General features: G+C 63.8%; 19 protein-coding genes. 9 read left to right on the top strand and 10 right to left on the bottom strand.

Annotated features, from left to right (window positions below; all coding sequences use genetic code 11):
- On the bottom strand, positions 1-2154 hold the full coding sequence (locus JNE37_RS05225) for a ferredoxin family protein (protein ID WP_203065551.1): 2154 nt from the start codon (positions 2152-2154) through the stop codon (positions 1-3).
- A gap of 394 nt (positions 2155-2548) precedes the next feature.
- Here JNE37_RS05225 and JNE37_RS05220 point away from each other — a divergent pair, with 394 nt between their 5' ends.
- The 5 genes from JNE37_RS05220 (at position 2549) to JNE37_RS05200 (ending at position 7796) form a co-directional block, all read left to right on the top strand.
- Positions 2549-4081, top strand: coding sequence for an ABC transporter substrate-binding protein (locus tag JNE37_RS05220; protein WP_203065550.1), 1533 nt, complete (start codon positions 2549-2551; stop codon positions 4079-4081).
- 111 nt (positions 4082-4192) lie between these two features.
- Positions 4193-5197, top strand: a complete 1005-nt coding sequence (locus JNE37_RS05215) for an ABC transporter permease (protein ID WP_203066328.1) — start codon at positions 4193-4195, stop codon at positions 5195-5197.
- 10 nt (positions 5198-5207) lie between these two features.
- Positions 5208-6098 (top strand): ABC transporter permease, encoded by an 891-nt coding sequence (locus tag JNE37_RS05210; RefSeq protein ID WP_203066327.1) that lies wholly within the window; start codon positions 5208-5210, stop codon positions 6096-6098.
- Positions 6095-6976 carry an ABC transporter ATP-binding protein gene (locus JNE37_RS05205; protein WP_203065549.1) on the top strand — a complete coding sequence of 294 codons (882 nt, stop codon included), beginning with the start codon at positions 6095-6097 and terminating at the stop codon, positions 6974-6976. Before JNE37_RS05210 ends, JNE37_RS05205 begins: the two co-directional genes overlap by 4 nt.
- Positions 6969-7796, top strand: coding sequence for an ATP-binding cassette domain-containing protein (locus tag JNE37_RS05200; protein WP_203065548.1), 828 nt, complete (start codon positions 6969-6971; stop codon positions 7794-7796). The genes JNE37_RS05205 and JNE37_RS05200 overlap by 8 nt, the downstream gene beginning before the upstream one ends.
- 400 nt (positions 7797-8196) lie before the next feature.
- On the opposite strand, the gene JNE37_RS05195 is transcribed toward JNE37_RS05200, so the two are convergent.
- On the bottom strand, positions 8197-8679 hold the full coding sequence (locus tag JNE37_RS05195; RefSeq protein WP_203065547.1) for an acyl-CoA thioesterase: 483 nt from the start codon (positions 8677-8679) through the stop codon (positions 8197-8199).
- 193 nt (positions 8680-8872) lie between these two features.
- Here JNE37_RS05195 and JNE37_RS05190 point away from each other — a divergent pair, with 193 nt between their 5' ends.
- The gene (locus JNE37_RS05190; RefSeq protein WP_203065546.1) at positions 8873-9385 is read left to right on the top strand and encodes a MarR family winged helix-turn-helix transcriptional regulator; all 513 of its coding nucleotides are present in this window, start codon (positions 8873-8875) and stop codon (positions 9383-9385) included.
- A gap of 130 nt (positions 9386-9515) precedes the next feature.
- Here JNE37_RS05190 and JNE37_RS05185 read toward each other — a convergent pair whose 3' ends face one another.
- From JNE37_RS05185 to JNE37_RS05170, 4 genes are all read right to left on the bottom strand, one after another.
- Positions 9516-10217: a maleate cis-trans isomerase family protein gene (locus JNE37_RS05185; protein WP_203066326.1), complete on the bottom strand. Its 702-nt coding sequence runs from the start codon at positions 10215-10217 to the stop codon at positions 9516-9518.
- A 79-nt stretch (positions 10218-10296) separates the two neighbouring features.
- Positions 10297-11313, bottom strand: coding sequence for a carbon-nitrogen hydrolase family protein (locus JNE37_RS05180; protein ID WP_052015165.1), 1017 nt, complete (start codon positions 11311-11313; stop codon positions 10297-10299).
- Positions 11314-11349: 36 nt separating this feature from the next.
- Positions 11350-12261 carry a fumarylacetoacetate hydrolase family protein gene (locus JNE37_RS05175; protein WP_203065545.1) on the bottom strand — a complete coding sequence of 304 codons (912 nt, stop codon included), beginning with the start codon at positions 12259-12261 and terminating at the stop codon, positions 11350-11352.
- Between the two features lie 107 nt (positions 12262-12368).
- Positions 12369-13490, bottom strand: coding sequence for a cupin domain-containing protein (locus tag JNE37_RS05170; protein WP_203065544.1), 1122 nt, complete (start codon positions 13488-13490; stop codon positions 12369-12371).
- 148 nt (positions 13491-13638) lie between these two features.
- Here JNE37_RS05170 and JNE37_RS05165 point away from each other — a divergent pair, with 148 nt between their 5' ends.
- Positions 13639-14346: an FCD domain-containing protein gene (locus tag JNE37_RS05165; RefSeq protein WP_156046332.1), complete on the top strand. Its 708-nt coding sequence runs from the start codon at positions 13639-13641 to the stop codon at positions 14344-14346.
- A 5-nt stretch (positions 14347-14351) separates the two neighbouring features.
- Here the strand turns inward: JNE37_RS05165 and JNE37_RS05160 are convergent, their stop codons facing one another.
- The 4 genes from JNE37_RS05160 to JNE37_RS05145 all read right to left on the bottom strand — a co-directional run bounded on the left by JNE37_RS05160 (position 14352) and on the right by JNE37_RS05145 (position 17314).
- On the bottom strand, positions 14352-14972 hold the full coding sequence (locus JNE37_RS05160; protein WP_203065543.1) for a flavin reductase family protein: 621 nt from the start codon (positions 14970-14972) through the stop codon (positions 14352-14354).
- A gap of 62 nt (positions 14973-15034) precedes the next feature.
- The gene (locus JNE37_RS05155; protein ID WP_203065542.1) at positions 15035-15541 is read right to left on the bottom strand and encodes a flavin reductase family protein; all 507 of its coding nucleotides are present in this window, start codon (positions 15539-15541) and stop codon (positions 15035-15037) included.
- Positions 15541-16077 (bottom strand): flavin reductase family protein, encoded by a 537-nt coding sequence (locus tag JNE37_RS05150; protein ID WP_203065541.1) that lies wholly within the window; start codon positions 16075-16077, stop codon positions 15541-15543. Before JNE37_RS05150 ends, JNE37_RS05155 begins: the two co-directional genes overlap by 1 nt.
- 124 nt (positions 16078-16201) lie before the next feature.
- Positions 16202-17314: an LLM class flavin-dependent oxidoreductase gene (locus JNE37_RS05145; RefSeq protein WP_203065540.1), complete on the bottom strand. Its 1113-nt coding sequence runs from the start codon at positions 17312-17314 to the stop codon at positions 16202-16204.
- 107 nt (positions 17315-17421) lie between these two features.
- Here JNE37_RS05145 and JNE37_RS05140 point away from each other — a divergent pair, with 107 nt between their 5' ends.
- Positions 17422-17988, top strand: a complete 567-nt coding sequence (locus JNE37_RS05140; RefSeq protein ID WP_203065539.1) for a winged helix DNA-binding protein — start codon at positions 17422-17424, stop codon at positions 17986-17988.
- A 144-nt stretch (positions 17989-18132) separates the two neighbouring features.
- Positions 18133-20478 (top strand): oxidoreductase, encoded by a 2346-nt coding sequence (locus JNE37_RS05135; RefSeq protein WP_203065538.1) that lies wholly within the window; start codon positions 18133-18135, stop codon positions 20476-20478.
- Positions 20479-20865: the final 387 nt, after the last annotated feature.

Here is a 20865-nt window from a genome sequence, read left to right as displayed (position 1 = left end):
TCACGCGAAAGCGATGCGGCGCGCCTGGCGGCGCCGCTGGAAGAAGCCGATCACGGCAGTGCGGACGCGCGCCATGAAGAGATCGGTCTTGGAAGGATTGTAGATGATGTCGGCCCGGTAGAAGGACGGGCAGAGCACGGCAGCCTCCGAGACCTCGCCGCAATTGCCGCAGCCGACGCAGGAATTGTCGATGGCCACGATCGGGTCGTCGCGCAGCGGATCGTTAGTGTGCTTGAGCGAGAGCGAGGGGCAGCCCGACAGGCGTATGCAGGCATGGTCGCCGGTACAGGTGTCCTCATCGACGCCGAAACGTTCGCGCACCATGCGCTTGCCGTCCTTGACGCTCTTGGAGAAGAGCGGCTTTTCGCGGCGCTGCTTGTTGAGCATGCACTCGGACGAAGCGACGATGATCTTGGGGCCTTCCTCGTCGGAGGTCAGCGCTTCCTTCAAGGTGTCGCGCATCTTGCCGACATCGTAAGTGCGATCGATCTGGCGCACCCACTTCGCGCCGATGCCCTTGACCGCCTTGGTGATGGAATTGTTGGTCGAGCGCAGCGGGTTGAGGGCGCGCGAGGAGAGGATGTCCTGCCCGCCGGTGGCCGAGGAGTAGTAATTGTCCACCACCATGATGACGCCGTTGTGCTTGTTGTAGACGGCGTTGCCTACGGAAGTCGAAAGGCCGTTGTGCCAGAAGCCGCCGTCGCCCATCACCGAGATGGAGCGCTTTTCGGCGTCGACGTTGAAGGCGGAGGCCGAAGCGGGGCCGAGGCCGTAGCCCATGGTGGAGCCGCCGATATTGAAGGGCGGCAGGATCGAGAAGAGGTGGCAGCCGATATCGGCCGAGACATGGTGCTCGCCCAGTTCCTGCTCGACCAGCTTCATGGCAGCGAAGATCGGGCGCTCCGGGCAGCCGGTGCAGAAGCCGGCGGGGCGAGCGGGAACGACATCGGCCAGCGCCTTGACCTTGGGGTCGGCGAGGACGGCATCGGCGCTGGGGAGCGGCGGGCGGTTGCCCAGATATTGCGGGGCGTGTTCGCCCAGGAACTTTTCGACGCCCTTCATGAGGACGGCGGCGGTGTAGTCGCCGCGGATGGGCAGCGTGCCCTTGCCGGCAAGGACGGTCTGGATGTCGCGGCGGCGGAGTGCCGTGGCGACAGCCTGCTCTAGATATTCGGGGTGCCCTTCCTCGACCATCAGCACGGCCTGCTTGCCGGCGCAGAAGGCGACCACTTCGTCATCGACCAGCGGGTAGGTGACGTTGAGGACATAGAGGGGAATGGCGGAATTGCCGTAGGAATCGGCAAGGCCGAGGAGCTGCAGGCCACGGATGACGCTGTTGTACATGCCGCCCTGGAGGATGATGCCGACTGGGCCTTCCTCGGGACCGAAATGCTCGTTGAGCTTTTTGTCCTTGATGAACTGGAGCGCGGCTGGCCAGCGCTTCTCGATCTTGTCGCGGTCGTGGATGGTGATCGATTGCGGCGGCAGCACGATGCGGTCGAGCTCGCGCACCGGGTTCTCGAGCGCTTCCTTGATGGTGTATTTCGGCTTCTGGTTGTCCTTGGCGGTGAACTGGCCGTGGACGTGGCAGGCGCGGATGCGGACCTGAAGCATGACCGGGGTGTTGGACGCCTCGGAGAGCGCGAAGCCGTCTTCAACGGATTTGACGATCGATTCCAGGTTTGGGCGCGGGTCGAGCAGCCACATCTGCGACTTCATCGCAAAGGCATGCGAGCGCTCCTGCGGGATCGATGAGCCCTCGCCGTAATCTTCGCCCAGGATGATGAGCGCGCCGCCGACGACGCCGGAGGAGGCGAGGTTGGTGAGTGCGTCCGAGGCGACGTTGGTGCCGGCGGTGGATTTCCAGGTTACGGCGCCGCGCAGCGGATACATGACCGAGGCCGAGAGCATGGCGGCGGCGGCCGCTTCGGAGGCCGAGGATTCGAAATGGACGCCCAGTTCATCGAGCACCGGCTTGGCGTCTGAGAGGACATCCATCAGGTGCGAGATGGGCGAGCCCTGGTAGCCGCCGACATAGGCAACGCCCGATTGGAGCAGGGCTTTGGTGATGGCGAGGATGCCTTCGCCGCGAAACAATTCGCCTTCGCCGAGCTTCAGATCCTCGACTTCGCGCGCAAACGACCGCTCAGCCATGGCGGCAGCCTCCCTTGAAACAATGTCAAATCCAAGCGGCGTTTTCCCTCTGCCGATCAGATTTATGCATTTGCATAGTTATCCAATCACCTGGTGCTGTCAATCAGCGACTTAAGGATGAGACGAAGCGCGTCCGTTGTAAACGGTCTGGAATAGACGACTTTTGCACTCTGGTTTGTCCCGCGCTCCCTGCGCCTTTCTTGTGCATTATGCCGTACTTAGCAGCACGACGATGTGGTTCTGTGGTGGCATTGTGGGGAACATTTCCACGCGGTGCTTCAATCCTAAAATATCATCTAGATGCATGAGCAAGGATATGTTTAAGTATAAAGTATCCGGGTTAAGCGCGTCCGGGGTTCCGGGGAAAAACCAAAGCGCAAAGAGAGGGAACGAAATGACTATCTCACGTCGTAACTTTTTGGCGGGAGGCGCCGCAGGCGTGATCGGCGCGATTCTGGCCGGGCAGATGCCCGCCTTCGCGCAGAACAGCGACACGCTCACCATCGCCTTCAACGTCAACCTGCCTGGCTTCGATCCGACCACCGGTGCATCGGCCGTCAACCCGACCGTGCAGGCGATCTACCGCTCGGTGTTCGACCAGTATATCGGCCAGCGCCCGAACCTCGAGTTCGAGCCGGGCCTGCTCACCGCCTGGGGCTGGAACGAGGACAAGACCAAGGTTTTCATGGACGTGCGCGAGAACGTCACCTGGCATGACGGTTCGCCCTTCACGCCCGAAGACGTCAAGTGGTCGATCGAACGTGCCGCCGATCCGGCGACCGGCAATCCGGTCTCGTTCGTCTGGGCCTCGATCAAGAACCTCACCGTCGACGGCAACCGCATAACCGCCGAGATGCCGGTGTTCGAGCCGACCTTCTTCAAGTGGATGGCGTTCCTGACCGGCTTCGTCATGCCCAAGGCCTATTACGAGAAGGTCGGCGCGGAAGAATTCAACCGCAAGCCCGTCGGTACCGGCCCCTATATGGTCGACCAGTACGAGGCCAATGCCTTCCTGCGCCTCAAGCGCAACCCGAACTACTGGGGCGTCCAGCCGGCCTTCGAGACCGTGGTGTTCAAGTTCGTGACCGATGCCACCAGCCGCGTCGCTGAGATCGAGAGCGGCTCGTCCGACCTGACGCTCGACATTTCCTACGAGGACTATGATCGCCTCAAGGACAAGCCGGGCCTCAAGGGTGTGGCCACGCCGATCTCGGACGTGGGCATGATCTTCATCACCAACATCGACCCGATGCTGGACAAAAACGTGCGCCTGGCCGCGATCCACGCGATCGACAAGCAGGCGATCGTGGACCGCCTGCTGCGCGGGTACGGTGTGCCGCTCGACACGCTGCAGACGCCGGAATACCTGGCCTACGATCCGACCATCAAGGTTGCCTACGACCCCGAGCTCTCCAAGAAGCTCCTGGCCGACAGCGGCTTCTCGACGGACAATCCGGTCAAGTTCAAGATCCAGACGACGCGCGGCTTCAAGCCGAAGGATTACGAGATGATCCAGGCGATCGTGGGCATGTGGCGCAAGGTCGGCATCGAAGCCGAGATCGAAGTCTACGAGATCGCCAAGCACTACGAACTGCGCGCCGCCCACGAGCTGGCTCCGGCCGCCTTCTACAACTGGGGCGACGCCATCGCCGACCCGACGACCTCGACCGGCCACGCCATGTTCGGCCCCTCGCCGAACTCGGCCTGGAAGACGGAAGACCTCGATGCCAAGATCGCCCCGCTCATGACCGAGCAGGACGAGGAAAAGCGCATCGCGGGCTGGCGCGCCGTGGACCGCTACATCGCCGACGAAGGCCTGGTGATCCCGCTGCTCCAGTACGTGCAGCCGATCATCTACAAGTCGTCTCTGGCCGTGCTCCCGAACGTCTCGGGCGCCATGCAGCCGACACTGGTCGCCAAGGCCTGATGGAGCGATAAAGGGGTCGGGCCTGCGGGCCCGGCCTTTCTGTCGCCGATCCGGACGGGGAACCGGATCGAGCGTGACTAACCTTAGTGCAGCAGAGGGAGCATGCGACCGATGATCTCGGCCATTCTCAAGCGCGTCGCAATGGGGGCGATTACCCTCCTTGGCGTAGCAATAGTAGTTTTCGTCCTGCTGCGGGTCGCCCCCGGCAACCCGATCGCCATGATGATCGGACCGGGCGCCAGCGAAACCGACATCCTGGCCCTCAAGGCCAAATACGGGCTCGACCAGTCGCTGCCCATGCAGTTCTGGATCTGGCTTACCAATTTCCTGCAGGGCGATTTCGGCACTTCCATCTCGCGGCAGGTCAGCGTGATTTCGCTCCTGGCCGAGCGCCTGCCGGCGACGCTGGAACTGGCGGTGGCGGCGCTGATCATCGCGGTGCTGCTGGGCGGCGTGATGGCCGTGGCCTCGACGCTATTGCGCAAGAGCTGGGGCGCCTCGGCGCTCGACGGCGCCAACAGTCTATTGCTGACGGTGCCCGAATTCGTCTGGGCCCTGGCCTTCGTGCTGCTGCTCGGCGTCGCCTTCCCGATCCTGCCGCTTTCGGGCCGGAACGACCCGGCGGCAGGGACGGTGTTCGTCACCAATTTCTATCTCATCGAGGCAATTCTCACCGGGCGCTGGGGCGTGGTGTGGGACGTGTTCTCGCACATGCTGATGCCGGTTTTCGCCCTCGCTTTGCCGCTGGCGGCGATCATCGCGCGCGTGCTCAAGGAAGCGCTCGGCGAAGCCATGATGCAGGACTATGTGGTGCTGGCCCGGGTCAAGGGCATGAGCGAACGCCGGCTGGTGCTGGGCGAAGCGTTGCGAAATGCGGTCGGCCCGACGCTGGCGCTGACCGGCGTGCAGTTCACCTTCCTCATCGGCGGCACCGTCATCATCGAGAAGATCTTCTCCTATCCGGGCCTCGGCAACATGGCCATCGACGCCGTGATCAACCGCGATTTTCCGCTGATCCAGGGCCTGATCCTGATGTTCGGCGTGCTGTTCATTCTCATCAATCTGGCGGTGGACCTGCTGGTCGTCGCCCTTAATCCGAGGCTCAGCCGTGGCTGACGCTGTGCACATGACCAATACGGCCGCATCGGCCATTCCCACCAAACGCGCTTTCGGGCCAACCTTGCGCGCGCTGCTGCGCGACCCGAAGGTCATCATCGGCGGCGGCTTCATCCTGGTGCTGATCGTTCTGGCAGTCTTCGCGCCCTGGATCGCGCCGCATGATCCGTTGGAGCAGGACCTGATGCTCGGGCTCTATCCGCCGGCCTGGATGCAGGGCGCGGAGCCGGGCTATTGGCTGGGCACCGACGATCTCGGCCGCGACGTGCTTTCGCGCTTCATCTTCGGGACGCGGATCGCGCTGACCGTCGCCTTCGCCTCGGCCATCATCGCGGCGGTTGTCGGCACGCTTGTCGGTCTCCTCGCCGGCTATTTCGGCGGCTGGGTGGATGCAGTGGTCTCGCGCCTCATCGAAATCTGGATGGCGTTCCCCGCCGTGCTGCTCTCGATCCTCATCGTCGCCATTCTCGGCTCAGGCGTGCATTCGGTGATCTTTGCCATCGCCATCATCGACTGGACGCGCTTTGCCCGCGTGGTGCGCGCCGAGACGCAGGCGCAGCGCAATGCCGACTACGTGACGGCGGGCCGGGTGCTGGGTTTCAACGACTTCCGTATCTTGGCGGGCGAAATCCTGCCCAACGTGCTGTGGACCGTGCTCGGGCTTTTCACGCTCGAACTCGGTCTGGCCGTGGTGATCGAGGCTATTCTTTCTTTCGTTGGCCTTTCGGTATCGTCCGATACGCCGACCTGGGGCGGCATGATCGCGCAGGGGCGTACCATCATTTACCAGGCCTGGTGGGTGTTCGCGCTGCCGCTGGTCGGGCTCTTCGCCACCGTCCTTGCCTTCAACCAGCTCGGCGAGGGACTGCGCCGCACGCTCGACCCGGTGATGCAGCGATGAGCAAGCCGCTTCTGACGATTTCCAACCTCTCGGCCGTCTCGCGCCGAGACAGCAAGCCGATCCTGCGCGACGTGTCGCTCAGCCTCGACAATGGCCGTATCCAGGGTCTGGTGGGCGAGAGCGGGGCGGGCAAGTCGACCATCTCCAAGGCGATCCTGGGCATTCTGGCATCGAGCGTCACCGTCACGGAAGGCAGCGTGCAGCTCGATGGGCATGATCTCATCAACATGCCCGAGCGCGAAAAGCGCCGGTTCGTGGGCTCGCAGATCGCGCTCATTCCGCAGGACCCGCTGACCGCGCTCAATCCGGGCCGCAAGATCGGCGACCAGCTCACCGACGGCCTCAAGATGTGGAAAGGGCTGAGCGGCAAGGCCGCCGCGGCCCGTGGGCTCGAACTCCTCGACCAGGTCGCCATCCGCGACCCCAAACGCGTCATGGAGAGCTTTCCGCACCAGCTTTCGGGGGGCATGCGCCAGCGCGTGCTGATCGCCTCGGCCTTTGCGCTGCAGCCGCGCCTGCTGATCGCGGACGAGCCGACCACGGCGCTCGACGTGACGGTGCAGAAGCAGGAGCTCAAGCTCTTGAAGACCATGCAGGCCGAACACGGTACGGCGGTGCTGTTCGTGACGCACGACCTCGGCGTCGTCGCCCAGCTTTGCGACGAGGTGACGTTGCTGTTCCAGGGCAAGGTGATGGAGCAGGGCGTGGCCGAGCAGATTTTTTCGACGCCGCGCCACGCCTATACGCGGGCGCTCATCGCGGCCAGCCCGCGCTATGACAATCCGTCGGCGGGACTGCACCCGATCGACGATGCGGTGATCGCGGCCTGCCGCGCCGAAATCGCCAGTTTCGACAACCAGGGGGCTCGCCATGGCTGACAATCTTCTGGTCGAAACGCGCGACCTGGTGGTGGAATTCGGGCAGAAGCGCTCGTTCCTGGGCCGTCAGGCGCAGCCGCTGCGGGTGCTCAAGGGTGTCAATGTCGGCATCGGGCGCGGCGAGATCGTCGGCATCGTCGGTGAATCGGGCTCCGGCAAGACTACGCTCGGCCGCGCGCTCCTGGGCCTGCAACCGGCGACCGGCGGCGCGGTGCTGTTCGAGGGCAAGCCGCTCAGTGCGTTTCCGGGCGGCGAAATCGCGCTGCGCCGGCAGATGCAGATGATCTTTCAGGACCCGATGTCCTCGCTCAATCCGCGCCAGACCATCGGGACCATCCTCTCCAAACCTATTCTCCTCCACGGCATCGCGCCGGACAAGGCGACGGCCCTGGTGCGGATCGCCGAGGTGCTCGATCGCGTGGGGCTGCCGCAGGTGGTGCTCGGGCGCTATCCGCACGAACTCTCGGGCGGCCAGCGCCAGCGCGTCGGCATTGCCCGCGCGGTGATGTTGCGGCCCAGCTTCGTGCTCGCCGACGAGATCGTCTCGGGGCAGGACGTCTCCACCCAGGCGCGGGTGCTGCAATTGCTCAAGGAGCTTTGCGCCGAAATCGGGATGTCGATGGCCTTTATCAGCCACGACCTTTCGGTGATCCGCGCGCTCTGCCATCGCGTCTACGTGCTCAATGGCGGCGTGGTGGTGGAAGAGGGCGAATGCGAAAAGGTGTTCGCCAATCCACAGCACGCCTATACGCGAGCCCTGATCGATGCGATTCCTTTGCCGATCGTGTCGCAGGATTGGCTTGAGACAACAGCCGCCTGATGACACCAGACGGATGCGCGGGGCTCGATCGCATGGATCGCCCTACGCAGAACGGACCGAACGGCGGGGGCGCGTTCGGTCCGTTCGCTTTTCTGGGGTGAGGCGGCGGTTTTCGGCATTACGCCGCGTCCCCACTGCATTTCACTGCGCCCCAACCACTTAACTTCCCCCGGCCGCAGAGCCGGGGCCTACGGATGCCTCCACTCGAGTGGAGCGGTGCAATAGGCCCCGGATCAAGTCCGGGGAAGTAAGGTAGTTGGGGGAAGCGCGGTAGGCGCGTTGCGCGGTGGGTGGTGTTTTTCGCTCGGGCGGTGCCACGGCGAAAACGCTCGCCCCGTCGGGGAGAGGGTGCCCGGTAGGGCGGTGAGGGGACTCCCCGGAGGGAGGAGGCCGGGCCGCGTTACCGCGCAGCCACCGCGACAAACCCCTCTTGCGCCGCCTCATAGCGCACCAGGGCGGTCTTGATGTCATCGGGCATGCCGATGGGCTTGTGGGTTTCAAGCGAGGTGGTCACCGCCACGAACTCGCCGCGCACCGCTTCCTTGCCGCCCTTCATGGCGTGGAGGTTGAGTGTATAGGAGGCATTGCCGACGCGCTTGACGATGACGAAGACTTCCAGCCGCTCGCTCATCAGCACCGGGATGAAGAAGTCGGAGGCGGCGTGGGCGTAGCCCATGCCGATACGGCGGTCGCGGATGATGGCGTGGTAGTCGATGCCCAGGTGCTCGGAGAACCAGTCTTCCATCACCGTATTGAAGATGTCGAAGAAGTTGGGCGTGTAGACGATGCCGGCCGGGTCGCACTGGCCGAAATGGATCGGCACGATCTTGCTCCAGGCGCTGATGGGTAACTGGTCCTGGGTGATGGGAACGGCACGGCTCATAACGCAATCGACTCCGAAAGGCTCTATGCCGGTTTTCTCGCATCTTTAGCCAATTGCTTCAAGTCTAAAGTAATTAGAAAGCGGTTGGCAACGAGGCTACGACAGTTGCACGGCCCGACGCGAGGCGAGATGGTTGAGACCTCAAGCAAAACTGCCTACCTCTTTAAGACTTACTGCTCTCAGGGAATGACATATGGTCAGCGACGCCAGCGGCGTATGGATTGACGCCGAAACCAAGATCGTGGATGCCCCTGCCGATCATCACGATCCGCTGCGGCTGTGGCTGCGGCTGTTCTCGGCCTCGCGGATCGTGGAAGCGGAGGTGCGCCGGCGGCTGACGCGCGAGTTCGACATCACGCTGCCGCGCTTCGATCTGCTGTCCCAGCTTTACCGCGTCGATGATGGGCTGGTGCTGGGCGAGATCTCCAAGCGCCTGATGGTCTCGGCGGGCAATATCACGGCGATCGTCGATCGGTTGTCGACCGAGGGCTACATCACGCGCACCGCCGACCCCAAGGATCGGCGCGTGCAGATCATCCGCATGACGGCAGAGGGGCGCGCCTATTTCGCCAGGATGGCAGCGGCGCATGAGGCCTGGATCGGTGAGATGTTCGCGGGGTTGAGCGCAGAGGACACGCGGGCATTGCTCGGGCTGCTGGGCAAAGCGAAGGTCTCGGCACGCAAGGCGCTGCAGGAAGAGGAGTAGGGACGGAGTTTTTGGCCGTCCCCCTCCCTAACCCTCCCTACAAGGGGGAGGGTGGGGTTTGTAGCTCGATCCCGCCCAAGGCTCCCACCCTTCCCCTTGTGGGGAGGGGGTGAGCCCGGGCGCAAAACCCTCAGTACTTGCCTGAAAGCAGTGCCCCGGCATTGGGAATGCGGGTTTCCAGGTTCAGGCCTTTCAGCATCTGGTAGGTCGTGGCGATCGAAGCGGAGAGCACCGGGATGCCGGTTTCCTGTTCGACCTGGGCGATGGCCGGGAGCGAAGGCATCTGCACGCAGGCCGAAAGCACCAGCGCGTCGACGCCCTTGAGGTCGAGGCGCTTGTAGATCTCCAGCAGGTTCTTGGGGTCCTGGATGCCGACTTCAAGATTGTCGGGGATCTCGAGGGCCACGTAATCCTTCACCGCGATGCCTTCGGCCTCGATGTAATCGACCACGAGCTGGGTCAGCGGCTTGAGGTAGGGGCAGACGACGGCGATCTTCTTGGCGCCGAGCGTATGCAGGCCCTCGACCAGCGCACCGGCGCTGGTGACGACGGGAGCGTCGGCGCCGTTGTCGGCGGTTACCTGACGCAGGCGGGCCTGCGAGGTGCGATGGTAGCCGTGGCCCATGCTCATGATGGCGACGAGGCAGGCATAGCCGAGCACGTCGACGCGGGCATCCGAGAGTTCGGCGGCGCAGCGGTCGCTGTCGCGGTCCATCGCCTCAAGCTCTTCCTTGACCACCTTCTTCATGCGCATGCGCGAGGAGTGGAAGGTGAAGCGCTCGGGGAAATCGAGCATGCGGGCGTTGAGCAGCGCCGGAATCTCGGTTTCCATCGTGGTGTTGGACGAGGGCACGATCTGGCCGATGCGGTAGTTGAGTTTTGACACTTGGGAGTGCTCCGGAAAGAAAGGATCAGGCTTCGTCGGGCGCGGCTTCGCCATTGGCGAGGCGCCAGTCGGCGGCGGGTTCGCCCGACCAGGAGACGCGAGAATTGGTGCGGCGGTTCACCCGCAGGTCAAAGACGTCGAAGCGGTTATAATGGCCGGTGATGTCGTGCATCTGCTTGGGCTGGATGCACTTGTTGAGGTCGATCTCGGCATAGACGATGCCTTCATCGTCCACGAGCCCTTCGCCGACCACGCGGCCATCCGGGCCGAGAATGCCCGAAAAAGCGCTGCTCTTGCGTTCGAGGAGCGGGCGGGCTTCCGGGTGGTTGACGGTCACGGCCTCGATGATCTCCTCCGAGATGGTCGAGCAGGCGACGACGGTGAAAACCTTGCCTTCGAAGCTGTGGGCAGCGGCGCGCAGCTTGATGGCTTCGGCCATATCGTAGTCGGGCGGGGCGACCGGCAGCGAGATGTAGCTGGCCACGTGCACCATCTCGCCCTGGGCGAGAAGGGTGAAGCGGGCGAGCGTATTGGTGTTCTCGCCGCAGGCGAGGGAGCCGAGACGGCCGATATCGGTGTCGTGGACCTGGAGGGTCGAGCCGTCTCCGCCCGCCCAGCTCAGCTTCTCGGCCCAGGTGGGCACGAGCTTGCGGTGGCGGTTGAGGATCTTGCCGTCCGAACCGATGGTGACGAGGGTGTTGTAGAGCGTGCCGTGGCTCTCGCGGGTGCGCTCGTTGACGCCGATCACGACGTTGACGCCGCATTCGCGCGCGGTGGCGGCGATGGCCGCGATTTCGGGGCCGGGGACTTCGACCGAGCCTTCATAGAGCTTCTGGAACCAGGGGCCGCCCTCGATGGGCGACATGATCCAGCTCCAGTAGGGATAGGCCGAGATGAAGACCTCGGGGAAGGCGACGAGCCTTGCCCCGTTGGAGGCCGCCTCGCGGATGAGGGAGCAAGCCTTTTCGGTCGTGGCCGCCGGGTCGAGGAACACCGGAGCGGTCTGGACGGCGGCGGCGGTGAATTTGGGAAAGAGGCCCATTTCAGCTTGTCCTTGTGTTTGCGAGGCGGCGTTGCGTCAGACGGCGATGATCGAGTGGCGCAGCTTGCCGATGCCATCGACGCCGGCTTCGACCACGTCACCGGGCCAGAGCCATTCCTGCGGGCTGCGGCCGGCGCCGACGCCATCGGGCGTGCCGGTGGCGATGATGTCGCCGGGCTCGAGCGTCATGCCCTGGCTGATGTCGGAGATGAGCGTCGGGACCTTGAACAGCATATGCCTGGTGTTGGACGACTGCTTGGTGACGCCGTTGACGGTGAGCCAGAGGTCGAGATCGTGCGGGTTCTCGATCTCGTCGGCGGTCACGATGCAGGGGCCCATCGGGGCATAGGTGTCCTGGCCCTTGGAGACGATCCACTGGCCGGCACGGCGGCAATCGCGGGCCGAGAAGTCGATGAGGACGGTATAGCCGAAGACGTAGTTGAGGGCGTCGGCTTCCTCGACGCGCTTGGCCTTGCGGCCCATGACCACGGCCAGTTCGACTTCCCAATCGAGCTGCTGGGTGAGCTTGGCATTGTGCTCGATGGAATCGCCGGGGCCGCAAACGGCGGTCGGGGGCTTGGAGAAGATCACCGGCTGCTTGGGCAGGTCCTTGGAGGTATCGAGCGAGCGCGCGGATTCGGCGACGTGCTCGACGTAGTTGAGGCCAATGCCGAAGATGTTCTTGCGCGGGCGCGGAATGGGGGCCAGCAGCTTGACGTTCGAGGCATAGAAAGCGGCGCCAACCGGCCAGTCGTCCTCCGCATCTTCGAGCAGCTTGCGGGTCGTATCGAGCGCAGCAGGACCCAGGTCGATGAAGGAGAGCATGTCGCTGGGCAGCACGATTTCGTAGGCGGCGCCCAGGGCTTCGATGTCGATGACCAGATCACCGACGAGCGCACCAAGGCGGCCGGCGGCGGCTGGGCCGCTGCGGTAAGTAACGAGACGCATGTGTTTGGACCTTGTTCTTTTATCGGGGCAGGGCCTCGCAATGCCCTGGTCGCCCCCTTGGATGTCTAGGGCACCTCCCCGAAGGGAGGCGCCCATGGATAGGTGTCTTAGGCTTCGATCTTCTGGTGGCCGCCGTTGTCGCCGTACCCTTCCTCGCGGTAGAGGCCGAGGGCGTTCATCACCGGGAAGTCGTTGAAGGCGAAGAGGCATGCATCGTCGCTGGCCGAGCCGTTGGCATGTTCGTGGAACATCCAGGACGGCACGCAGAAGATATCCTTCTCCTGCCAGTCGAAGCGCTTGCCGTTGATGATCGAAGTGCCCGAGCCCTTGGCCACCTGATAGATGACGTTGCCGGTATGGCGGTGGGCCTTGGTCTTTTCGCCCGGACGCAGAAGCTGCATCGAGGCGCCAAGGGTCAGCATGACCGGGCCGTTGTTGAGCGGGTTGACGTAGTTCATTAGGATGCCGTCATAGGGCGATCCGTCGGTGACCTTGGAATACTTCACCAGCGCTTCGTAGGTCGGGCCCCACTCGTACTTGTAGAGCGGGGAATAGCGCTTCTCCCAGGAAACCTGGGGCTGCAGACCCGGCGCACCAAAGGTGTACTTGGTGTCGTCAACCGCGAAGCCGACCTTCTGGTGCAGGTCCGGGTGGACGGCATAGAAATTGGCTTCGAGCGAATTGACCAGCGGGATATCCAGGCAATCCTGCCAGATGCAGGTGGTGCCATCGGGATCGATGCCGTGCTCGTGCCAGGTGCCGTTGGGGGTGAGGACGAGGTCGTTGGCACCAAGGGTCATCTTGTGGCCGTCGACGATCGTATAGGCGCCCTTGCCTTCCATGATGAAGCGCATGGCCGAGGTCGAGTGGGCATGGGCCGAGGCGGTCTCGCCGGCCTTCATCACCTGCAGGCCCGAATAGATGCCGCCCACGCAGGCGGCGCGGTCGCCGGCGCCCGGATTGTTGAGATAGATCACGCGGCGGCCGGCCTTTTCCGGGGTCACCAGATCGATGGCGCGCAGGACGTGGCCGCGCATTTCCTTATACGGCCAGAGCACGGGCGAATACCGGGAGACAGGCTCCCAGGGCTCGATCTTGTTGGCGATGGTCCAGAGCGCGCCAGCCTTCAGGCGCTCCAGGTCATCGTAGTAGGCGAGGAGCTCGGCGGTATCCTCGACGTCCGAACGGCCGGCTACGGCCTCCCGGTGGTTCTCTCTCGCAGCAGTCATGTGCGGTCTCCCTTGCTGAGCCTTGGTTTCAGAATAGAGCTATCGTTTCGAACGTCAACATGATTTTATAAAATCCGTTGACTTGCGGAAATTCGAGGCGATCTAGTAAATGCCAGAAGTGCCAATAGCGACGCATCGAACCATGGCCATGACCGAGACTGCCCGAGACGACGACGCCTCCCTTGCCGACCGGGCCTATCGCCTGATCCAGGACGACATCCTCAACGGCGTGTTTTCGCCCGGCGAGCCGTTGCGGCTGGCGGCGCTCAAGGATCGGTACGGCCTGAGTTTTTCGCCGCTGCGCGAAGCATTGACGCGGTTGTCGGGCGACCGGCTGACCGAGCTCGCATCGCTGCGCGGTTTCCGCGTGGCTTCGGTCTCGCTCGATGAAATGTGGGACCTGATCGGCATCCGCACGCTGGTCGAATCGGAAGCGCTGCGGCGCGCGATTGCGGGTGGCGACGTCGATTGGGAAGCGCGGGTGGTGGCGAGCTTCCACGCGCTGAGCAAGGCAGTGGAAAAGCACGAAGCGGTCGAGGGGCAGTTCGACAAGGCGCTCGAGGACCGCCACCAGGCGTTCCATCACGCGCTGATCTCGGCCTGCGGCTCGCCCTCGCTGCTGCATATTGCCGGGCAGCTCTATACCCGCACCGAACGCTATCGCCGCCCGACGCTTTCGGGCGAACTGCGCGGCGCCGGCGGCCCGCGCGACGTGATGAAGGAACATGCCGACCTGATGGACGCCACGCTCAAGCGCGACGCGAACCTGGCGGTCGAGCGGCTTGCCGAGCACTACCGGCGCACGGGCGAGCTGATCGAGGTCGGCCTGCGCCGCGCGGCAGCAGCGGCGGAGTAGCTCGGCTAGCGCGGGCGGATCATTTCGAAATAGCCTTCGGGCCGCAGCTCGAAATAGTCGCCCCGTCCGCCCGCTCGCATGATCGGCTGCGCGGCCGCGGTCTGGTAGACGCCCTCGCTGATGAGCGAGCGTTCGATATGCACCGCCACCACCTCGCCGAACGTCACCCAGGTCGGAACGTCGGCGCCGGCCGCGGTCTTGAGCTGGACGATCTGCGTCATTCTGCACTCGAAGACGACGGGGGCCTCCGCCACATGCGGCACCTTCACCACGCTCGACGACTGCGGCGTCAACCCTGACAGGGCGAACTCGTCCACCTCGCGTGCCACGCTCGCCGAGGTCGCGTTCATGGCCTCGGCCAGCGGGCGCGTTGCGAGGTTCCAGCAGAACTCCTTCGTCTCGCGGACATTGGCCAGCGTGTCCTTGGGGCCCACCGTGGCGAAGCCTATGATCGGCGGCACGTAGTTGAAGGCGTTGAAGAAGCTGAAGGGCGCGAGGTTGAGGTGGCCTGCCGCGCTCATCGAGGAGATCCAGCCGATCGGGCGCGGCGCGACGATGGCGTTGAAGGGATCGTGCCTGAGCCCGTGCCCGTTCGCCGGTTCGTAGTAATGCATGTCGCGGGGCATGGTCGGCGCCGCCTCCAGTCTTGTCCTGGGGCGCTCTTAGCAGGTCCTCCCTTAGAGGTCTGCTAATTGTCCGCGCCGACCCAGCCACCGAACCTGCCCTTGAAGAAGACCAGCGGGTCGCCGTCCCCCACCCGTGCCGCGACGGCACGGCCGAGGCAGATGGCGACATTGTCGCGCTCGATGATTTCGAGAAGCTCGCAATCGAAGGCGCCGATGGCGTCGTTGAGCACCGGCGAGCCGGTCTTGAGCTGACCCCAATGTGCGTCCTCGAACCGCTCCGCACCCTTGATGCCGCTTTTGGGATGAAAGCGGTCATGCACCGGGCGGTCGATGCTGGCGAGGAAGTTGATGGCGAAGGCGCCGGTGTCGCGGATGGTGGCAAGGGCGGAGGTGGAGCCTTCCACCGAGGCGAGGAGCGTCGGCGGCGCTGCGCTGACATGGGCGGCCGAGAGCGCGATGAGGCCGGCGCGGCTGTCGCCTTGCCCGCTCGTCACCAGCGTCATGCCGACGGCACGCGAGCCGAGGACCCGCCAGAAGGTGCCGGGATCGAGTTCGGAAAAGTCCTGCATCAGCTTTTGCCTCCAACGCTGTCGTAAATGCCCTGACCATAGACGAGGGCGGGGGCATCGGCGCGGGTGCGCAATTCGATGACCTTGGCGATGACGATGGAATGCGTGTGACGGTCGATGCGCTCTTCGAGCTCGCAATCGAAGGCGACGAGGGCGTCTGCGAGTATGGGGGCACCGGTCGAGAGCGTCAGCCAATCGGCATTGGCATAGCGGGCAGCGCCCTTGGCCCCGTCCCGTCCGGCGAAGCGGTCGGCGATGTGCTGCTGCTCGCTCGCCAGGGCGTTGATGCCGAAGCGCTTGTACTTGTCGAGCAGCGGCCAGGCCGAGGCCGAGCGGTTGACGCAGAAGAGCATGCGGGGCGGCTCGGCCGAGAGCGAAATGACCGAAGTGGCGGTGAGGCCGGAGCGCTCCTCGCCCTCGCCGACGGTGATGACGCAGACGCTGCCGACAAAGGCGCGCATGGCGCGCTTGAAGTCGTCGTCGGGGACTTCCCAATCCACGAGATCGCGGATGTTGAACAATTCGTCGAGAACCATGACGCCCTCCGCGTACGGTTCGGGAACCGGCCCCCTCAGGCACGATTCCCGGTGAGGTTTCCATCTGGAAGCGAAGAAGCCGAGCGCGGGACAACCGGCATTGCCGCGCTCGGCCGGGGGCGCGCTACTGCCGAACGAACGGCTTGCGCAGGCCCTTTTCCTCGAGGATCGGCAGTACGTTGTCGCGGAAGTACGGGAACTCCTTGTTCCAGTCGAGGAACGCGATGGTCGTGCCGGAGAAACCGGCCTCGGCAAGATCGACGAAGCCCTGCGCGACCTGCTCGGGCGTGCCGATCAGCGGATAGGCGCCATGGCCGGAGGCCATGCGGTCGCGGATGAGCTTCAGGAGATCGTGCGGGAAGGACTGGGCGTGGGCGAATTGCAGGTTGACGAGGTTGTCGACCGCTTCCCAATCCGAGTTCTCGTAGAAGTAGTTGTAATGGTCCTGCGCTTCCTTTTCGGTCGGGGCACAGGAGACGAGAGCGATGGTGAGGATGCCCACGTCGCGCCCGGCGGCCTTGGCCTGCTCGCGCAGCTTGGCGGTCTCGACCTTGGAGCGTTCGAGATCGATGGCCGGGGTGAAGAGGAAGTTGGCGTTGCGCACGGCGAACTCGCGGCCTTCCGAGGAACCGGCGGCGTTGAGGATCGGCACGTTCACCTGCGGCTTGGGATCGGAATGGACGGCCTTGAGCTTGAAATACTCGCCTTCCCAATCGAAGGTGCCGTCGTGCGACCAGAGCTTCTTGATGACGTCGAACCATTCCTGCGCGTAGCCGTAGCGCGAGATGTGGTCCTCGGGGAGGTTGAGGCCGAGCGCTTCGTATTCCGGCTTGTTCCAGCCCGCCACGATATTGAGGCCGGCGCGGCCCTTGGAGATGGCGTCGAGCGTGGCGATCTGCTTGGCGACGACGACGGGCAGGTTGGCGACGGTGTGGATGGTCGAGAAGACCGTGAGGTTCTGGGTGTTGGCGAGCAGGCCCGCCGCCCAGGTCATGGTTTCGAGCACATGGCCGTGGAAGTTGGTTTCGCCGCCATAACCGATCCAGCGGGCGATCGGGAGCATGAAGTCGATACCGGCTTCGTCGAGCATCTTGGCGAGGGTGAGGTTGCTTTCCCAGCTAGCGTCCCAGCGATCGGGAACCTTGGTGACGGACATGCCGCCCGAGCAGTTGCTGGCGAACGAGCCGAGCAGGAATTGATCTCGTTCCAGAATCGGGGGATTCTTCTTTGTTGTCATTACGTTCTCCCTCCAAGAAGAATTTTATGATAGAAAGTCTATCGTAAATTCTATTGGATCGCAATGCGACTTTGGGCGAGAAGCGGACGACTTCGCGGAGAGATAGATTGGCGCGGCGCGATACCGGCAAGAAAAGCCCAGACAATTCAGAGGCTTCGTTCCATCCCTGGCACCTGGCGCGCGACACGCACGAGTCGGCGCTGGCGGAGCTCGAGATTTCCATCATGGCGGCGTTCGAGAGTTTCGGACGCTGGCAATCGGCCTGCCTGTCGGCGGTGACGGACTTTTCGGCGACCGGCCCGGAGAATGCGCTGCTGCACATGATCCGCATGGACGACCGCCCCAAGAACATTCACGACCTTGCCGCGATCGGCAATCGCACGGATATCGCCAATATCCAGTACAGCCTGCGCAAGTTCCTCAAGGCGGGCCTCATCACCCGCAAGGGGAGCGGGCGCTCGGGCGTGCTCTACGAGGTCACGGACCTCGGACGGCGGGTGACGGATGACTATGCCGATGTGCGGCAGGTCGAGCTGATCCAGGCCTATGTGGCCGACCCGGCGCTCGAAGACGACGTGCGCAAGGCGCGCGACACGCTGATGAAGGTGTCCGAGATCTATGAGCGTGCGGCGCGGGCCGCCGATGCGCGCCGGCTCGGCGTCACGCGCGGCTGAGTTCCCGCCCATTGCTGGAGCTTTGGCGTCCGGTCCGCAAGGGTCGGGCGCTTTTTGTTTCAAACCTAAAGAGATGGCTTGATCGGAATATAGTTTAGACTTAAAGTAATTGATATCGACCCCTGCGGAACGCGAGTCTCGAACATGAAGATCACCATCGTTGGCGGTGGCCCGGGCGGCCTCTATTTCGCGCTGCTGACCAAGCGCGCGCGGCCGGACTGGCAGATCGAAATCTACGAGCAGAACCAGCCGCTCGACAGTTTCGGCTTCGGCGTGGTGTTCTCGGACGAGACGCTGGAAGAGTTTCTCTCGCGCGATCCGAAGTCCTACGAGCGCATTCGCGACGAATTCTCGTACTGGGACGACATTGGAATCCACTACAAGGGCAACGAAATCCGCTGCTCGGGCAATGGCTTCTGCGGCTTGTCGCGCAAGAACCTGCTCAAGACGCTGCAGGAGCGCTGCGCCGAAGAGGGCGTGATGCTGACGTTCGGCGAGCGGGTAGACGCCTCTCAGGTCAAGACGCGCTTCGCCGATTCCGACATCATCGTGGCCGCCGACGGCATCAATTCGCCGATCCGCGAGCACTACAAGGACTTCTTCAAGCCCACGCTCGAATGGAAGGCCAACCGCTTCGTGTGGATGGGCTCGACCCGTCCGATGGACGAGTTCAATTACTTCTTCAAGGAAACCGAGCACGGCGTCATCTGCGCCCATACCTACGAGTATGAGGAAGGCCGCTCGACCTGGATCTTCGAGATGGACGAGGCCTGCTGGCAGGGCCACGGGTTTGTCGAGACCGACGAAGAGGATTCCAGAGCCAAGCTCGAGGCGATCTATGCCGACGAGCTCGAAGGCCACCCGCTGCTGCTCAACCGCTCGCACTGGCGCAAGTTCCCGCGCATCTTCTGCGAGAACTGGTACCACGAGAACATCGTGATCCTGGGCGACGCGAAGGCCTCGGCGCACTTCTCGATCGGCTCGGGCACCAAGCTCGCCATGGAATGCGGCATCGCGCTTTCCGACGCCGTCGTGGCGCATGCCGAGCAGAATGTCGAAGCGGCGTTCGAAGCCTACGACAAGGCACGGCGTACGCAGTGCCAGATCACCCAGCACAATGCCGACGTGTCGCTTGCCTGGTTCGAGCATATGGGCCGTTCCTTCGACATGGATCCGATGCAGTTCGCCATGGTGGTGATGTGCCGGGCCAAGGCGATCACCTATGATAACCTGCAGGTGCGCGACGCGGATTTCATCCGCGAAGTCGATGACGCGTTCTATGCGCGGCTCAAGGCCGAGGGCGGCGGGGACTATGCCGAGACGCGACCGACGGCGATGTTCACGCCCTATAAGGTCGGCGAACTCGAACTCATCAATCGCGTGGTGATGTCGCCGATGGGCCAGTACTCGGCCGACGAAGCCGGCAACCTCACCGACTGGCACTATGCCCATTACATGTCCCATGCCCTGGGCGGCGTGGGTCTGATGCTGGTCGAGACCACGGCGCCGAGCGCCGATGCGCGCATCACCGCCAATTGCCCGGGCCTCTGGACCGACGAGCACGAGGCACAGTGGAAGCGCGTGGTGGACTTTGCCCACCAGAACACCGACACCAAGGTCGGCCTGCAGCTTGGCCATGCCGGGCGCAAGGGCTCGACCCAGCGCGGCTGGGAAAAGCCGTTCAACCCCCTCACCGAAGGCAACTGGCCGCTGGTCTCTGCCTCCCCGCTCCCCTGGATCGAGGGGGTGAGCGATACGCCGCGCGAACTCGACCGCGCCGGCATGGATGCCATCATCGCCGACTTCGTGCAGGCGACCGAACGTGCGGCGCGGGTCGGGTTCGACCTCATCGAACTCCAGGCGGCGCACGGGTTCCTCCTGGCCTCGTTCCTCTCTCCGCTCACCAACCTGCGGACGGATGAGTATGGCGGGTCCATCGAGAACCGGCTGCGCTTTCCGCTGGAAGTGTTCACCGCCATGCGGGCGGCCTGGCCCAGGGAGCGGCCGATGTCGGTGCGCATCTCGGCTTCCGACTGGGTCGAGGGTGGCATCACCGAAGAAGATACCTTCGCGATCGCGCTCGCCTTCCAGGCAGCGGGTTGCGACATCGTCGACGTCTCGAGCGGCGGGACGATCTCGAAGCAACCGCCGCTGCGCGGGCGCATGTACAACATGCACCTCTCCGAGGCGATCCGGAACGTCACCAAGGTGCCGACGATCCTCGTGGGCGGCGTCACCGAGCCGGGCCAGATCAATACGCTCGTCCATACCCGACGCGCCGATCTCGTGGCGCTGGCGCGGACGCTCCTCTGGAGCCCCTATTTCGTGCGCCAGGCCCAGGCCTGGTACGGCGCGCATGGCCAGCGCTGGCCGGAACAATACCTGCGCAGCCGCGACGTGGCGTTCGGCGAGGTAGGGAAGAACCGCGCCAAGCAGGTGCAGGCCCAGCGCAAGCTCCGTCCGGGGCGGCATATGAAGCAGAACGCCTAGGTTTTGCTTCGGGTCGGACGGCGGGGCTTCAGGCCCCGCTCCTCCTCGGAACTGTGCTGTTTGAAGATGTGCCGCGAAAAGGAAGTGCTTTTTTGCACCTTTTCAGCAGGCCTGATCCTGCTCAATATATTGATTTATAACGATCTTATGGGTTCTGGCACTCCCCAAATCGTTAAATTTTGACTCAATTTTGGGCAATCTTTGCGAATGTTTCGCGGGTTTTGCGACGATTTGAGCGGCTTTCAAGAAATCCTCTTTTTTGACCTGGGTGGAGCCATGCGGGCCGAAAGCGGCGAGCAGGGCTCTGGCAGTTTATCCCGGGCTGCGGGGAGGGGGATAACTTGCCGCCGTACTCAATAAGTCCCGGCGCCCGCAGAGCGCTTATCG

This window comes from Paradevosia shaoguanensis, from assembly GCF_016801025.1.
In the GTDB taxonomy this organism is placed as follows: domain Bacteria; phylum Pseudomonadota; class Alphaproteobacteria; order Rhizobiales; family Devosiaceae; genus Paradevosia; species Paradevosia shaoguanensis.
Note: the sequence above shows the minus strand (reverse complement) of the source record. Positions and strands in the feature narration are given on the sequence as shown.

Coding starts and splice junctions, on each gene's coding strand:
- JNE37_RS05225 (WP_203065551.1), bottom strand. CDS start 2,154: ATGGCTGAGCGGTCGTTTGCGCGCGAAGTCGAGGATCTGAAGCTCGGC.
- JNE37_RS05220 (WP_203065550.1), top strand. CDS start 2,549: ATGACTATCTCACGTCGTAACTTTTTGGCGGGAGGCGCCGCAGGCGTG.
- JNE37_RS05215 (WP_203066328.1), top strand. CDS start 4,193: ATGATCTCGGCCATTCTCAAGCGCGTCGCAATGGGGGCGATTACCCTC.
- JNE37_RS05210 (WP_203066327.1), top strand. CDS start 5,208: ATGACCAATACGGCCGCATCGGCCATTCCCACCAAACGCGCTTTCGGG.
- JNE37_RS05205 (WP_203065549.1), top strand. CDS start 6,095: ATGAGCAAGCCGCTTCTGACGATTTCCAACCTCTCGGCCGTCTCGCGC.
- JNE37_RS05200 (WP_203065548.1), top strand. CDS start 6,969: ATGGCTGACAATCTTCTGGTCGAAACGCGCGACCTGGTGGTGGAATTC.
- JNE37_RS05195 (WP_203065547.1), bottom strand. CDS start 8,679: ATGAGCCGTGCCGTTCCCATCACCCAGGACCAGTTACCCATCAGCGCC.
- JNE37_RS05190 (WP_203065546.1), top strand. CDS start 8,873: ATGGTCAGCGACGCCAGCGGCGTATGGATTGACGCCGAAACCAAGATC.
- JNE37_RS05185 (WP_203066326.1), bottom strand. CDS start 10,217: ATGGAAACCGAGATTCCGGCGCTGCTCAACGCCCGCATGCTCGATTTC.
- JNE37_RS05180 (WP_052015165.1), bottom strand. CDS start 11,313: ATGGGCCTCTTTCCCAAATTCACCGCCGCCGCCGTCCAGACCGCTCCG.
- JNE37_RS05175 (WP_203065545.1), bottom strand. CDS start 12,261: ATGCGTCTCGTTACTTACCGCAGCGGCCCAGCCGCCGCCGGCCGCCTT.
- JNE37_RS05170 (WP_203065544.1), bottom strand. CDS start 13,490: ATGACTGCTGCGAGAGAGAACCACCGGGAGGCCGTAGCCGGCCGTTCG.
- JNE37_RS05165 (WP_156046332.1), top strand. CDS start 13,639: ATGACCGAGACTGCCCGAGACGACGACGCCTCCCTTGCCGACCGGGCC.
- JNE37_RS05160 (WP_203065543.1), bottom strand. CDS start 14,972: ATGCCCCGCGACATGCATTACTACGAACCGGCGAACGGGCACGGGCTC.
- JNE37_RS05155 (WP_203065542.1), bottom strand. CDS start 15,541: ATGCAGGACTTTTCCGAACTCGATCCCGGCACCTTCTGGCGGGTCCTC.
- JNE37_RS05150 (WP_203065541.1), bottom strand. CDS start 16,077: ATGGTTCTCGACGAATTGTTCAACATCCGCGATCTCGTGGATTGGGAA.
- JNE37_RS05145 (WP_203065540.1), bottom strand. CDS start 17,314: ATGACAACAAAGAAGAATCCCCCGATTCTGGAACGAGATCAATTCCTG.
- JNE37_RS05135 (WP_203065538.1), top strand. CDS start 18,133: ATGAAGATCACCATCGTTGGCGGTGGCCCGGGCGGCCTCTATTTCGCG.